At 32.7% G+C, this 15,421-nt stretch carries 15 protein-coding genes and 1 other RNA gene; 2 read left to right on the top strand and 14 right to left on the bottom strand.

Annotated elements, in window-relative coordinates:
• Positions 1 to 88 precede the first annotated feature (88 nt).
• The 4 genes from rnpB to DYE31_RS07075 all read right to left on the bottom strand — a co-directional run bounded on the left by rnpB (position 89) and on the right by DYE31_RS07075 (position 1,805).
• Positions 89 to 470: RNase P RNA component class B (gene rnpB, locus DYE31_RS07090), an RNA gene on the bottom strand.
• Between the two features lie 95 nt (positions 471 to 565).
• On the bottom strand, positions 566 to 895 hold the full coding sequence (gene gpsB / locus DYE31_RS07085) for a cell division regulator GpsB (RefSeq protein WP_015900329.1): 330 nt from the start codon (positions 893 to 895) through the stop codon (positions 566 to 568).
• 12 nt (positions 896 to 907) lie between these two features.
• Positions 908 to 1,474, bottom strand: a complete 567-nt coding sequence (locus DYE31_RS07080; RefSeq protein ID WP_015900330.1) for an SLOG family protein — start codon at positions 1,472 to 1,474, stop codon at positions 908 to 910.
• A complete protein-coding gene (locus DYE31_RS07075) occupies positions 1,467 to 1,805 on the bottom strand; it encodes a DUF1798 family protein (protein ID WP_041612973.1) in 339 nt (112 codons plus the stop codon). Before DYE31_RS07075 ends, DYE31_RS07080 begins: the two co-directional genes overlap by 8 nt.
• A gap of 263 nt (positions 1,806 to 2,068) precedes the next feature.
• Here DYE31_RS07075 and recU point away from each other — a divergent pair, with 263 nt between their 5' ends.
• Positions 2,069 to 2,695: a Holliday junction resolvase RecU gene (gene recU / locus DYE31_RS07070; protein WP_015900332.1), complete on the top strand. Its 627-nt coding sequence runs from the start codon at positions 2,069 to 2,071 to the stop codon at positions 2,693 to 2,695.
• Positions 2,692 to 4,962, top strand: a complete 2,271-nt coding sequence (locus tag DYE31_RS07065) for a transglycosylase domain-containing protein (protein WP_015900333.1) — start codon at positions 2,692 to 2,694, stop codon at positions 4,960 to 4,962. Before recU ends, DYE31_RS07065 begins: the two co-directional genes overlap by 4 nt.
• Before the next feature lie 45 nt (positions 4,963 to 5,007).
• Here the strand turns inward: DYE31_RS07065 and DYE31_RS07060 are convergent, their stop codons facing one another.
• The 10 genes from DYE31_RS07060 to DYE31_RS07015 form a co-directional block, all read right to left on the bottom strand.
• Positions 5,008 to 5,340: a YpoC family protein gene (locus DYE31_RS07060; RefSeq protein WP_015900334.1), complete on the bottom strand. Its 333-nt coding sequence runs from the start codon at positions 5,338 to 5,340 to the stop codon at positions 5,008 to 5,010.
• A 12-nt stretch (positions 5,341 to 5,352) separates the two neighbouring features.
• On the bottom strand, positions 5,353 to 6,024 hold the full coding sequence (nth, locus tag DYE31_RS07055; protein WP_015900335.1) for an endonuclease III: 672 nt from the start codon (positions 6,022 to 6,024) through the stop codon (positions 5,353 to 5,355).
• Positions 6,025 to 6,702: a DnaD domain-containing protein gene (locus DYE31_RS07050; protein ID WP_015900336.1), complete on the bottom strand. Its 678-nt coding sequence runs from the start codon at positions 6,700 to 6,702 to the stop codon at positions 6,025 to 6,027. It lies immediately after the preceding gene.
• A 97-nt stretch (positions 6,703 to 6,799) separates the two neighbouring features.
• Entirely contained in the window at positions 6,800 to 8,092 is a 1,293-nt protein-coding gene (asnS, locus tag DYE31_RS07045) for an asparagine--tRNA ligase (protein WP_015900337.1), read from the bottom strand.
• Between the two features lie 157 nt (positions 8,093 to 8,249).
• Positions 8,250 to 10,937: a helicase C-terminal domain-containing protein gene (locus DYE31_RS07040; RefSeq protein ID WP_015900338.1), complete on the bottom strand. Its 2,688-nt coding sequence runs from the start codon at positions 10,935 to 10,937 to the stop codon at positions 8,250 to 8,252.
• 15 nt (positions 10,938 to 10,952) lie between these two features.
• The gene (locus tag DYE31_RS07035; RefSeq protein ID WP_015900339.1) at positions 10,953 to 11,924 is read right to left on the bottom strand and encodes a biotin--[acetyl-CoA-carboxylase] ligase; all 972 of its coding nucleotides are present in this window, start codon (positions 11,922 to 11,924) and stop codon (positions 10,953 to 10,955) included.
• Positions 11,911 to 13,113 carry a CCA tRNA nucleotidyltransferase gene (locus tag DYE31_RS07030; RefSeq protein WP_015900340.1) on the bottom strand — a complete coding sequence of 401 codons (1,203 nt, stop codon included), beginning with the start codon at positions 13,111 to 13,113 and terminating at the stop codon, positions 11,911 to 11,913. The genes DYE31_RS07035 and DYE31_RS07030 overlap by 14 nt, the downstream gene beginning before the upstream one ends.
• Before the next feature lie 2 nt (positions 13,114 to 13,115).
• A complete protein-coding gene (gene bshA, locus DYE31_RS07025; RefSeq protein WP_015900341.1) occupies positions 13,116 to 14,237 on the bottom strand; it encodes an N-acetyl-alpha-D-glucosaminyl L-malate synthase BshA in 1,122 nt (373 codons plus the stop codon).
• A 28-nt stretch (positions 14,238 to 14,265) separates the two neighbouring features.
• Positions 14,266 to 14,583, bottom strand: coding sequence for a nucleotide pyrophosphohydrolase (locus tag DYE31_RS07020; RefSeq protein WP_015900342.1), 318 nt, complete (start codon positions 14,581 to 14,583; stop codon positions 14,266 to 14,268).
• Positions 14,584 to 14,709: 126 nt separating this feature from the next.
• Positions 14,710 to 15,408: a zinc metallopeptidase gene (locus tag DYE31_RS07015; protein WP_015900343.1), complete on the bottom strand. Its 699-nt coding sequence runs from the start codon at positions 15,406 to 15,408 to the stop codon at positions 14,710 to 14,712.
• Positions 15,409 to 15,421 lie beyond the last annotated feature (13 nt).

Below are 15,421 nucleotides of genomic sequence, written 5' to 3'. Positions count from 1 at the left end.
TTTTCGCATTTTATGTGGAATGTTTCTGCTTTTTCAAAGCAAATTAAAAAAGCTCTCCTTCGCGGGAGAGCTAAACTAGTAATGATATCTCTGTAAGCCATGTTCTGTACCTTAGTACTCTTCACGTGCACTAGTATGCACTGGTACGCCGGTGGTAACCATCTGTCTGAAATACCGATTATGTACGGTGATTTCCTCGTTTATACGTTGAATTCCGCTAAACAAGTGCTCCTACCAAATTTGGATTGCTCACTCGAGGGGTTTACCGCGTTCCACCTTTTATATTTCTATAAAAGCTACGTCACTGTGGCACTTTCAAGCTATTCTAACCATATTCAAAGAACTTAGGTTATTTCACTGCCGTCATATTGCCTTGACTTATTGTTTCATCAAGCACGAACACTACAATCAATCTCAGATTGTGTGAGCATGGACTTTCCTCTATATCGCTATAGCGATTACCCGAAATATCACTTTAAAATTATAACACGGTTAATCTAGCATGGTAAAGGCAATCTTAAATAGATAAAGTATTCAGATTTTGATTACTTGTCTTTTCAAGTTATTATTTGCCAAATACTGCTTTTTCTAAATTAGAAATGCGTTTTAAAACGTCTACATTATTCGTACTCGCATTTGATGAGAAATTCTTGTTTTCTTGTGGTCTAGAAGTTGCAACGCGTAAACGCAATTCTTCAAGTTCTTTTTTTAATTTGTGATTTTCTTCATTTAATTTAACGACTTCACTATCTAAATCTGCCATTTTTTGATAGTCTGCAATGATGTCATCTAGGAATGCATCTACCTCTTCCCTTCTATAGCCACGGGCAAGAGTTTTTTCGAAATCTTTTTCATAAATATCTTTTGCTGATAACTTTAAAGATACATCTGCCATTTTTTCTCCACCTCATTCGAAACTTTCTTCTTCTGACCACTGCAAGTCATTGATGAAAACGTTAATTTCATCAAATGTTACAATATCACAAGTATAATTTGTTTGTTCTGCAAAATCAACTAACATCCGCTTAAAGTACTTAGGACTCGCTTCTTGTTCTTCATCATATAACAAAACTGTCATGTCCGTATGATCCAACATAAATTGATCAGTTTGTTTAAATTGAAAAGGCCCTTCATATGGCGCGTGGTGAACAGATTCAGTAAAATCTGCTTTTTCAATAATTTTTTGGTACTGAATTTGGTTTTGTTCATTCCACCGTTCAATATGATTTTCAAAGGGCGCAATAACGCCTAATTTTAAATCCGGATATTCCTCTTTTAGTGAAATAACTACTTCAGCTGTCCACATTTCAATGCCCAATTGCCCTTGTATTAATACCCATTCCAATCCTTCTTCAATCAAAGACTTAAGTTTATTTTCGATAAATGCTTTTAAATATTTGATTTCTGGCGCATTTTCTTTAAAAATATTAAGCTCATATGATTTATATCCTGTTACATAAGCAGTTTTAACCATATTTTGTTTCACTTTCCTTTATATAATTCAAATCATATTTCACACTTTTAAGTTTATCCATGAAAATTTTTCTGCTTGTACTAGAATAGTGGCATTCAACAGATAAAGTTTCAAGGTTTTGTATCAGGATTTGGTATTTCATTTTATTCATATAAGGAAGAGAAACGACATGTTCTTCTTTGCTATTCAGTTTATCAATTAGCGTATCAATTTCCTTAGTAAAAGGTACAACATCGTTATGAAATGAATATTGAACGCCCTCGCGTGCTTTTTGATATCGTTCTTTCATCATTTGTGTATATCGGATCAATTGTTGAATGATATTATACATCATTTTTACCTCCTGCTACTTTAATTTATCATAATGAATATGATCCGTCATTTAGGATAACCCTTGTTATAATGGACTTTAGTTTGTGTATTAAGCTAAATAACGTTAAAATTAATGACATATACATAAATGATTAGATAAGTTAAGAAACTTCAAATAACTTATTTTATTCTTAGTATATAAATATGTTCACGGAGTTTGCATAAACCTGTCAGTTGTGTATAATGATTACGGTTTTACAAACCTATTGTGTGGTGAAAATAATGAATTATCCAAATGGTAAACCATTTAATAGAAATAAGACTAAAGTTGGACGCACAAATGACCATAAGTCGAGTAAAATCAAATATGGTGGTCGCGGTATGACTTTGGAAAAGGAAATAGAATTATCAAATGATTACTACCTTTCGATAGGAAAAGCTGTTATTCATAAGAAACCGACACCAGTCCAAATCGTGGACGTTTCTTATCCAAAACGCAGTAAAGCAGTCATCAAAGAAGCATATTTCCGAACACCTTCTACAACTGATTATAATGGCATTTATAATGGCTATTATATTGATTTCGAAGCAAAAGAAACTAAAAACAAAACTTCTTTTCCTTTGCAAAATATACATGAACATCAAGTCATGCATATGAAAGCAGTGCACGAACAAAAAGGCATCGCTTTTCTTCTTATACGTTTTAAAACTTTGGATGAAGTGTATCTATTACCATATGTGCCATTTGAGTATTTTTGGAAAAGATATCAGCAAGAAATAAAGAAATCAATTACAGTTGAAGAAATTAGAAAAAATGGTTACCATATTCCTTATCAGTATCAACCACGTTTGAATTATCTCAAAGCCGTTAATAAGTTGATATTAGATGAAAGTGAGGACCGCGTATGACGGAAAGAAAAGGGACTTCCAATTCTAAGAATGGAAAGTCCGGTAAAAAACAGAATAAGAGTGTTAAAAGGACAATCATCAAGATTATTGGCTTTATACTTATTGCCTTTATCGTTTTAGCGTTGATTGGGGTCCTTTTGTTTGCATATTATGCATGGAAAGCACCTGCTTTTACAGATGCGAAATTGCAAGACCCTATCCCTGCTAAGATATATGATAAGAACGGTGACTTGGTTAAAACGCTTGATAATGGTCAGAGACGAGCGCATGTAGACTTGAAAGATGTTCCAACGCATATGAAAGATGCAGTATTAGCGACTGAAGATAATCGTTTTTACAAACATGGCGCATTAGACTACAAACGTTTATTTGGGGCTGTAGGTAAAAACATTACCGGTGGTTTCGGTTCACAAGGTGCATCTACTTTAACGCAACAAGTTGTTAAACGCTCATTCTTAACAGACCAAAAATCAATCGGTCGTAAAGCACAAGAAGCGTACTTATCATATCGCCTTGAGCAAGAGTATAGTAAAGATGATATCTTCCAGATTTATTTGAACAAAATTTACTATTCTGATGGTGTTTATGGTGTTAAGGCAGCAGCAAAATACTACTTCGATAAAGACTTGAAAGATTTAACTTTACCTGAAGAAGCGTATTTAGCTGGTTTACCTCAAGTACCAAACTTGTATAACGTATATGATCATCCTAAAGAAGCGGAATCTCGTAAAGATACAGTTTTATACTTAATGCACTATCATCATAGAATTTCTGAAGCTGAAATGAAAAAAGCTCAAGATACTCCTATCGAGAAAAACCTTGTGAAGCGTAATGCTGAGCAACGTGCGATTAAGGCTGATGACAAAGATCCGGAAATGGATTCTTATGTTAACTTTGTTAAAACTGAATTGATGGCTCATCCTAAATATAAAGATAAAAATTTAGGTGATGTCTTGAACAGTGGTGTTAAAATTTACACTAATATGGATTCTAGCGTTCAAAAATCATTGCAAGACCATATCAATAATGGCAACTACTATAAAAATGATGACCAACAAGTTGGTTCTACAATTGTAGATAGTAAAACTGGTGGTCTGGTTGCTATTTCAGGCGGCAGAAACTTTAAAGATGTAGTCGATAGAAACTTAGCAACAGATGCTCACCCTACTGGCTCATCATTAAAACCATTCTTAGCATATGGACCTGCAATTGAAAATATGCAATGGGCAACAAATCATGCTCTACAAGATGAATCTGAATATATGGTAGACGGAACAACATTCCGAAACTACGATACAAAGAGTCATGGTACTGTAACACTATATGATGCATTGAGACAAAGTTTCAATATTCCAGCGCTAAAAGCATGGCAACAGACTAAACAAGATGCTGGCGATGATGCACCTAAGAACTTTGCTAAGAAAGTCGGACTTAATTATCAAAGTGAAATTGGTCCATCAGAAGTACTCGGTGGTTCAGCTTCTGAATTCTCACCTACTGATTTAGCATCTGCATTCGCAGCTTTAGCTAACGGCGGTGAATATAACCAAGCTCATGCAATAACTAAAGTAGTTGATCAAGACGGAGCGACAACTGAGTTTGACTGGAAACATCATAGAGCTATGCATGATTACACAGCTTACATGCTTTCAGAAGTCTTAAAAGGTACATTTGAAGCTTGGGGTTCTGCTTATGGACACGGCGTTTCAGGTGTTAATCTAGCAGCAAAAACTGGTACAGGTACTTACGGTAGTGAAACATATCAACAATACAACTTACCTGATGATGCAGCCAAAGATGTTTGGATTAATGGTTTCACACCTAAATATTCAATGTCAGTTTGGATGGGCTTCAATAAAGTAAAACAATATGGTGAAAATTCATTTGTTGGTCATAGTGAACAAGAATATCCACAATATTTACTTGAAGATGTAATGTCAGACATTAGTCCTCGTGACGGTGCAGACTTCAAAAAACCTTCTTCTGTAGATGGTTCAAGCAAAGAAGATTTATCTGTAGCTGGACACCCAGACAACGATACTACTAATAGAAAAGTTAATAGTAACGGTACTGTAAATGGTGGCAGCAGCAGTAGTAACAGTGGTTCAAATAATAGTTCTGGACAAAGCAATCAACAAGGTAATAACAGCCAAGGCAATAATAATCAACAAGGTAATAATAGCCAAGGCAATAATAATCAACAAAGCGGAAATGCATTAACTAAATTCTTTAACCTTAATGCAATTTTCAATGATAAAGCATCATAATAAAAAAGTGCAGTCGCTAGAATTAATTTTCTAGCACTGCACTTTTTATTGTTTTTTATGAGCTTGTCGCGTTTTATAAGCAGCATTCATTTTAATTAGTTCAGAAGCTAAGGTTTTCATCTGTCGATATCCCATGAAATGATGACAACGCTCATTAATATATTCAAAACGTTCTTTAAAATTTATCGGTACAATCGGATAACTGTCGATGTTATCAAAATCAATATTAGATATATTATTGATTTCGCAAAAATAACTTTGCAGTAAATTAAAATATGCATCAAGCTGACTTTTTCCTTCTTGTGAAGTCAGCTTTTTATTTTTTGAGAGTTGATCAAGGTATTCCTCTCGTTTTTCAAAGTCTGATTTTGCAATCATTTTAAACAACTCCTATGATTTTTCAGCTTCTTTTTTTATTTTTTGTTTATATCTCTTTTGCCCTTCTCTGCATTCGTCGAATAAAGGACAAATATCACATTTAGGTGCTCTTGCTAAACAATGATAACGCCCGAAGAAAATGAGTTGATGATGACTTTTAGTCCATCTATCCTTCGGTATTATAGAACAAAGTCTGCTTTCGACTTCTTTTACACTATCTTTCCAACGACAAATACCTAACCTTTTAGATACTCTTTCTACATGTGTGTCAACAGCTAAAGCAGGTTCTCCAAAGGCAACGCTCATAACGACATTTGCTGTTTTTCTTCCTACACCCGCTAAACTTTCTAAGTCAGCTCGATCATGAGGCACTTTACCATCAAATTTATCAATCAATGAATGGCAAAGTTTTTTTATATTTTTAGCCTTATTTCGATATAAACCAATTGAACGAATATCTTGTTCGAGTTCTTCGAGACTCACATTGATATAATCTTGAGGTGTTTTATATTTTTTAAATAAGTTAGTTGTTACTTTATTTACTAGTACATCCGTACATTGCGCTGATAATAAAACAGCAATTGTAAGTTCGAATGGGTTATTATGTTTTAATTCGCACTCAGCATCTGGAAACATATCAGCAATTACATCAATCATACTTAATGCTTTCTTTTTGCTTAACATTTATGAGTCCTCCTCATTTAACCAGTCGAATTTAGGTATATTTTTTACAGTATGCTTCATTTGTGGCGTATGATATTGTTGGCTGATTTTTTTGGAATCATCGACTGTTTTGACATTATTCTTTTTCCAATTCAATAATATTCGATCGATGTATTTGAAATTAATTTTCTCTTGACTTAATGCTTCATTCACTGCAGCTTGTATAACAGATATGTCATGATTATCAACATCTATCCATTGATTCAACGTATCAATTTCTATTGGCGAAAGCGGGCGACCAAAGGATTGTTCTATAAATTGAAAAAGATCCTTAAAAGTCTCTTCATCAGATTGTTCTTTGTGTCTTAATGACTCTTTTTCTAGTACATTTTTAAAAGAATTATAAAATCCATCTAGATCCATAAATTCTGCAAAACGACCTTCTTCATCTTTTTGCACAGTTAAATTAAATAAATCAAGCTGTATCAAGCGTTGAATAACTCCAGTCACTTCTCTTTCTTTCATTGTTGTTCCTTGGCATAAATATTGAATTGAGGGTTGTTTATTGGAATGTTCATTTTCATAGATAAGTTTCATTAAAATAACTAAATCAGTTTCTGTGAGTCCAAGTTCAGCATAATGATCTAGTAATTCTCTTCTAAAAACCATCGGACGTTTTCTTAAAAAATCAATATCCAAATCTATCTCCCCTTTCTATTTGAAAAGGCCCAGTCGAATGAATGGAAGAAGAATCATTTGACTGGACCATTATATATTTTCTATTGGTTATTTATTATTATGGGTATAATCGGTTCAATAGACGTGGGAATGGTGCTGTTTCTCTAACATGTTCAACACCAGAAATCCATGCGACAGTTCGCTCTAATCCTAAACCAAATCCGCTATGCGGTACAGATCCATAACGACGTAAATCTAAATAATAGTTATAACTTTCGCGATCTAATTGATGTTCCTCAATACGTTCTTCTAATAATTCTAAATCATTAATACGTTCTGAACCACCAATAATTTCACCATAACCTTCAGGTGCGATTAAATCTGCACATAATACAGTTTCCTCATTTTCAGGGTTTGGCTGCATATAGAATGGTTTGATTTTAGTTGGGTAATTAGTGATGAAAACAGGTAAATCATAATGATTTGCAATTGCTGTTTCGTGTGATGCACCAAAATCTTCGCCCCACTCAATGTCATCGAATCCTTGTTCTTTCAAATACTCGATAGCATCATCGTAAGTTATACGTGGGAATGGTGTTTTTACTTTTTCTAATTTAGAAGTGTCTCTATCTAAAATTTTCAATTCAAGTTCACAATTTTTAAGTACTGATTGTACTACATGTGTAACATATTGCTCTTGAACTTCTAAGCTGTCAGCATGTTCATAAAATGCCATTTCGCCTTCAATCATCCAGAATTCGATTAAGTGACGGCGTGTTTTAGATTTTTCAGCACGGAAAGTTGGACCGAATGAAAATACTTTTCCATAAGCCATTGCCGCAGCTTCAAGATATAATTGACCACTTTGAGATAAGAAAGCATCTTCATCAAAGTATTTAGTATGGAATAGTTCACTTGTACCTTCAGGTGCACTTGCTGTTAAAATTGGTGGGTCAATTTTAACGAAACCAGTTTCATGGAAAAATTCGTATGTTGCACGAATGATTTCGTTACGAATTTTCATTACTGCATGTTGTTTTTTTGAACGTAACCATAAATGACGGTGGTCCATTAAGAATTCAGTACCGTGATTTTTAGGTGTAATTGGATAATCATGTGCTTCTTGAATAACATCAATAGACTTCACTTGCATTTCATAACCTAAATCTGAACGATTATCTTCAGTAATTGTACCTGTTACGTAAAGTGAAGATTCTTGAGTAATATTTTTTGCAGTAGCGAAAGTATCTTCATCTACTTCTGATTTTACAACGACACCTTGCATAAATCCTGTGCCATCACGAAGTTGTAAGAATGCAATCTTACCGCTTGAACGTTTATTATGCAGCCAAGCACCTATTGTTACTTCTTGGCCAATATGGTTCTTAGCATCTTTAATTGTTGTCTTCATAACCAAACTCCTATACTTCATTTGTATTATTTTTAGTTCTTGAAAAGAACCTTATATAAATCAAATTGTTAATATTATCGATTTTTTACGTTTTAATTAATTTAAACCCGACTTTATTTTATCAAAATTAGCGTTCTACTTCTAGTTGATAATTTTACTACGCTTTTAATTTTTTCAATATTTTTCCAAATCGTTGAATATTGCCGTTCACCTTTTTAAATGACTCTAATGCTTGTGTGAAAAAGTGTTGATAGTTACTTTTAATTAGTCGATCATCAAAAGAAACAATAATCCCTCTATCATTTTCATTTCTGATTAAGCGGCCGAGACCCTGACGGAAACGAATAACGGCATCTGGCAAGACATAATCTTTAAAAGTTGAAACGAATTCAGAATCCATCAACCAATATTTTGTGTTGTTTTGATTCATAAATGGAAGTTTAGCAATCATTACACATTTAATACCGTCGCCTTGAAAGTCAAATCCTTCAAAGAATGTGCCAGTTCCCAATAATATTGATTTATCAAAACTATTGAATTGTTGAGCGATTTTGTAATTTTGATTATTATTTTGTTGCGATAAAATAATATAATCTTCAAAATCAGGTAATTCATTCAGCAATTCTTGCACATGATACATCATTTTATAACTCGTAAACAAAACTAAGCATTTAGACTGTGTCACATTTACGTATTCTGTAATATAACTTACTATCGCATGCTCATATTTTTCTACATCTTTATAATGATATGGAGCGACATCATCAGGAATAAAAATAGTTGCCTTGTTTTCATTTTGTACTACATCATCAATAATAAATGTATTAAAATGTTCGTCCTCTTTAAACCAATTTTTAAAGGATTCAAAAGAACGATTAAAGGTTAATGTACCTGAAATAAAAGTAAGTGATTTAAATTTATCAAGTATTTGCTGAGTTAGTATGTCTCTAACTTTATAATCTTTGACATAAATAGTAATCGTTGATTTTTGTTCCATATTTTTAATTGATAAGAAACAAGTATGATTATCTTTTATGCTTTGCTCAATTGCACGAAAATGATCATTCAAATATAAAAGATGCTTACGTACTGATTTTATAGTTTTATGACTCATGCCATTGAAATATTCTAATGTTAAATTAAGCTTATGAATGATATCGTGTATATCTTTTAAAATTGGCGCAGTATCGAAATTATTTACAAAATGTATTTTATGATTATCATCATCATGTATATCTGATTCATGAATAATATCAAATATTGTTGTGAATAGATTTTCATTCAACTCATGGATATCATTGATTGCTGATTTCAATCCGAAAACATCAATTGGAGGAATATCTAATTGTTCTAAGATTCTTTTTTGTTCCAAATTATCGACTGCTTTTAATAATTTTTCGTTTTCTGTTTTACCGATAAGCCCTAACTGATACTTGATATCGGAGTAACTTAATTCATTTGTTACTTGATCTAATGCATAATCAGGTAATCGATGCGCTTCGTCAACAATATAATCTTCAAACAATTGGTAAATACTGTTCTCTTGTGATGCATGTATTAGATGAGCATGATTGGTAATGCCAATTTGAATATTTTGGGCATTTCTTTTTAAGAAATTATAATAGTGAATATCGTTACGGACAGGAACATAAGTCTCTGATTTTTGTTCCAAATACATTTTTTGTCCGCCTTTAAGATTCAACTCTTGAATATCCCCTGTTTCCGTTTGAGTAATCCAAACAAGTAATTCCATTTTTAATAATGATACATCATAATTTTGAGTTTCATCTTTTAAAATTTGACTGATTAAGCCTAAGGAAATATAATCCCTTCTACTTTTGATAATTGCAGCATTGATACGATAACCTAAAACTTGCTCAAGTGTCGGTATATCATGTTCTAATAGTTGGTTCTGTAATAATTTAGTGTTAGTAGAAATCATGACATGCTGTTTTGTTTCAATGTTATACATTAAAGCAGCAATCAGATAGGCTAAGGATTTACCTGATCCTAAAGGTGCTTCAATTAAAGCTTTTTCACTATGCATCAATTGATCCAATATTGTTTCAGCTAAGTAAAGTTGTTGTGGACGGAAAGTATAGCCTAATGCATCAATGACTTGATTATAAAAGTCTTCAGTTGTGCCTTCAAAATCAATTTGAGGTGACTTAAAATCAACTTGCTTCTTATAAATAATTTGTTCAAATTTTTCATATTTGTTATCTAATGGCTCTGTACCTCTTTGACGGACCATTTCGAAAATAACATCGTGTAACTGATATTTTAAATTTTTGCTTAAATAAAAAAGTTGTTTGAGTGTGTCTGTTGGTAATGTATATAAAACATTAAAAGCTTTAATCATTAACTTAGCTGTCGTTGCTGCATCTTCATCAGCACGATGAGCATTTTCCAGTGGTATATCATGATATTCTGCTAACTCACTCAGCTGATAACTTTTATCTGTAGGAAAAGCAATTTTAAATAATTCGACCGTATCAATGACTTTCCTTGGTTGATAAGTTATATTACTTTTTTTAAAAGCTTTTTTTAAAAAGGTTAAATCAAAGGCAACATTGTGAGCAACAAACACACTGTCTTTCATTAATTCGTATATTTCCTCAGCCACTTCATTAAAATAAGGTGCCTGTGTCAACATTTGGTCTTCTATAGAAGTGAGTGCTTGTATAAAAGGTGGTATTTCTAGGTCAGTCTTTATTAAAGAATGATAAGAACCAACAATCTCAAAACCTTTCACAAATGTGATACCAATTTGAATAATGTCATCATAATCTTTTTGGTTACCCGTTGTTTCTAAATCTACCACGGCATAAGTTGTTTGACCCACATTATCGCCTCCTTTCTATAAATCTATATCTGCACTCATCAAACGATGCTTTTCACCTTGTTCATCTTCAACATGTAAAAATCCGTCTTTATCTATATCTACTGCTTTACCCGGAAATTGTTTGTCGTTTTCTGTGAATTTTAATTTTCTGTTCCAAATATTTGAGTGTTCAATATACTCTTCGCGTATGGACTCAAACGGAACTGTTAAAAATTGCATATAACGATTTTTAATATTTTCTAATAAGAGTTTCAAAAATTCATAACGGTTTATCTTTTCATCTGAATGATTGAATATACTCGTAGCACGATGCGCAATCTCATTAGGAAATTCACTTGCTTCTTGGTTCATATTAATACCTATTCCACAAATTACAGCTTCAATACCATCACTATTTGCAGACATTTCTGTAAGGAAACCACACACTTTTTTATCGCCTATATAAATATCATTAGGCCATTTTACGGCGACTTCATCTTTAGAAAATTCTTGAATCGTTTCTCTGATTGCAAGTGCCATAAATAAATTGAAAGTCGTGATCATTGAAAACGGAACATTTGGTCGGAATACTGCACTCATCCAAAGCCCTTTGCCTTTAGCAGAGTCCCATGGTCTATTAAAGCGTCCGCGCCCTTTTGTTTGTTCATTACTCAATATAAGAAGGCTATCTTGATTTCCAACAAGTTTTTGTTTAGCCGCAAGTTGCGTTGAATCAATAGTTGGAAATACAAAAGTCTCTTTAAAGAATCCTTGTGCATCCACTATTTTTTCAACAATTCCCTGATACCAAATATCAGCCAATTGTTTAAGTTGGTGACCTTTATGGTTTACAGAATTAATTTCACAACCTTCTACTTTTAACTGGTCAATAATTTTTTTAACTGAAGTTCTAGAAATATTTAATTGTTCAGCAATTGTTTGCCCTGATACAAATTCTGGTTGATTGTCATATAATATTTGTACGACATCTTGACTATATTTCGACATGTGTTTTCACCCAATTTATGATTTCACTTTTTTGATTTGGAATTTCTTGATTGATAATGGCACATTCAATATTACGAAGTACATCTTTTAACCAAGGTCCTCCCTTTTGATTTAAGGACTCTAAAATATCTTTGCCATTAACCATCATATCACTACGCTGACGTATGATTAAATTTTGATTGATTTCATCTATTGATTCGATGTTAAAGATAAGTGGATGTCCGAGTTCAATCTGATTAGCTGCTAATGTATCTTTCATATCCAGTATATAAGAAAGTGTTGAGATACCATAGTCATAAACAAATACCTTTAATGCTTTCTTAGTTTTAATATCAGGAAGTTTATTAAAAAGCGTTATATATTTTTGGATTTTTTTCTTACTGTCATTACTGATTTTCAGCATGGATAAAGAAATGTTTGAAGATTGTTTGAATGACATTATTGCAATTAACAACTCTAATTTAATAGGATCTTTTATTTCGATAGCACTTGTATTAAATGACTTGAAAAATGGCACATATTTAAAGAATTGTAATTCATTAAGTAAAGGATATACAATTGATGCATCAGTTCCTTCTAATAACTTACGTAGTTCAATAATGATTCGTTCAATTGATAAATATTCAGTGTCCGCAATTTTTTCTTGCATAGCTTTATAGGTATCAGAATCAATCTCAAAGCGTAATTGTGATTTGAAACGCAAACCGCGTAAAATACGCAAAGCATCTTCATTAAAACGTTCATAAGGATTACCAACGGTTTTTATCAATTTATTTTGTATATCAGAATAGCCGTTAAAATAATCTTTGATATTAAATTGATTATCCATAGCTATCGCGTTAATTGTGAAATCACGTCGTTCAACATCTTTGTATAAGTCTCTGACAAAAATAACTTCGCTAGGTCTGCGATGATCTTCATACTCACCTTCAGCCCTAAAAGTTGTTACTTCATAATTTTCATGGTTATATACGACGTTGATTGTGCCATGTTCTTTACCAATTGGAATAGTATTAGTAAAAATACCTTCTATTTCATCTGGAGATGCACTTGTTGTAATATCAATATCATGTATTGGTCTATCCATTAAATAGTCACGGACAGCCCCTCCTACATAATAAGCTTCATAACCGTTATCTTGAATTTCTTGCAAGATTGGAGCGGCTTGTAAAAATAAGTCTTTATTCATAATTAATCCTCTAGCATTTGTTTATAGTAATATTCATATTGATCAGCAATTAAATCTGAATTAAAACGTTCTGAAATATCCTGCAACATATTTTCACGCATTTTTTGATATAAATTTTCATCCGTCAATAACTGAATAGCATACTGGCTCGCTTGTTCACTATCACCAACATCAACGACAAATCCAGTTTCTTCATGTTTAATGACTTCTTTTATACCACCTGCTGTTGAACCAATAGGTACAACTCCAGTCTTCATTGCTTCAAGCAATGTCAATCCAAAACTTTCTTTTTCACTGAGAAGCAAAACTAAATCTGACATTTGATAAAATTGATTCACAAATTCTTGCTTACCTAAAAACATGACGGCATCAAGAATTCCTAAATCTTTAGCAAGTTTTTTCATTTCCATTAATTCAGGTCCATCACCTAAAAGTAGCAATTTAGATGGAATTTGATCATGTACTTTTTTAAAAGTTTCTAGGATTGTATCAATACGCTTAACTTGTCTGAAATTAGAGACATGTATTAAAACTTTTTCATTCGGGTCAATCCCATACATTTCTTTCAATTTATCATTTCTTTTAGTCGGGAAATCTATCTCGCGTACAAAATTATAAATGGGTTCGATTTCTTTTTTTGTACCAATAATTTTTTTAGTCTGTTCTGCTAATGATTGACTAACACTTGTTACAACATCACTATTTTCTATTCCGAATTTTATAGCATCTTTTAAAGAATGATCATATCCAAGGACAGTTATGTCAGTACCATGTAATGTGGTCATAATTTTAACGTCTTTTCCAGACATTTGACGTCCCAAAATCCCGCATATTGCATGTGGTACAGCATAATGCATATGTAAGATATCTAAATCATATTCTTTTATAACTGAAGCTATTTTGGTACTAAGGCTGATATCATAAGGTGGATATTGAAATACAGCATATTGGTTAACCTCAACTTGATGAAACGTAATATTTGGAAGTGGTTTACGGATACGAAACGGCAAGTTTGAAGTGATGAAGTGTACATCGTGGCCACGTTCAGCGAGAATTATCCCAAGTTCAGTAGCAATAATGCCTGAACCTCCCATAGATGGATAACATGTAATTCCTATTTTCATTTTTGTAATAACTCTCCTTTATATACCATTACTTGCGTTCAAAACGATTTTTATCACGTGTATTGAATTTATCCATTGTTTCATTGAAACTTTCTGTCATATCAATATCGAGTGAATTTGCGATACATAACAACACAAATAAATTATCGCCTAACTCAGCTTTAATGGTATTTTCTTCTTCTGTATCTTTTTTTTTCTTTTCACCGTAGACATGATTGATTTCTCTAGCTAATTCGCCAACTTCTTCTGTTAAACGTGCTAAGTTAGCTAAAGGTGAAAAATATCCTGCTTTAAATTGACCGATGTATTGATCAACTTCTTTTTGCATTTCTTCCATTGTTTTCATTTCAATCATCTCCTAATTCTATTATTTATAGTATATCTCATATTTTTTAGTTATGCATTTTTAGCGGATTTTAGACAATAAAAAACCTTGCCGAATAGTCGACAAGGTTCAATTATATTAACTATTTTAATTATCGCTAGAACGAGCGATTAAGATAAATCTTAATAATTCTGCTACAGCTACTGCTGTTGAAGCAACATAAGTCATTGCAGCTGCAGTTAAGACTTTGCGCGCATGTTTATACTCTTTATCGTTTACGATATGCAATTCTTCAATATTTCGCATTGCGCGTTTACTTGCATCGAATTCAACGGGCAATGTAATAATCGAGAATAAAACAGCAAATGCCATTAAGAAAATACCAATCCATAATGCTGTAGAACCGATTGCCATCTGCATAGATGTCAAAACGATACCAGCCATGATTAATAAATATGATAAATTACTGCCGATATTTGCTAATGGGAATAAAGCATTTCTGAAACGCAAGAAGAAATAACCTTGCTGATGTTGAATTGCATGTCCCACTTCGTGTGCTGCTACAGCAGTACCAGCAACACTTGGACGACTGTAGTTCGCAGGAGATAAACGAATTACTTTTTTAGATGGATCATAATGGTCTGACAAGAAACCTTCGCCTTCTAAAACTTCTACATCATTTATACCATTGGCGCGCAAAATTTCTTCAGCCACTTCTCGTCCTGTTTTGCCGCTTGTAGAACGAACTTGTGAATATTTTTCATAAGTTGATTTAACTTTGTGTTGTGCCCAAAGCGGTAAAATCATTAATATAGCAAAATAAATAATAAGACTAATGAAAGACAAAATTCTCACTCCT

Origin of the sequence: Staphylococcus carnosus (assembly GCF_900458435.1) — a bacterium.
Classification (GTDB): domain Bacteria; phylum Bacillota; class Bacilli; order Staphylococcales; family Staphylococcaceae; genus Staphylococcus; species Staphylococcus carnosus.
Note: the sequence above shows the minus strand (reverse complement) of the source record. Positions and strands in the feature narration are given on the sequence as shown.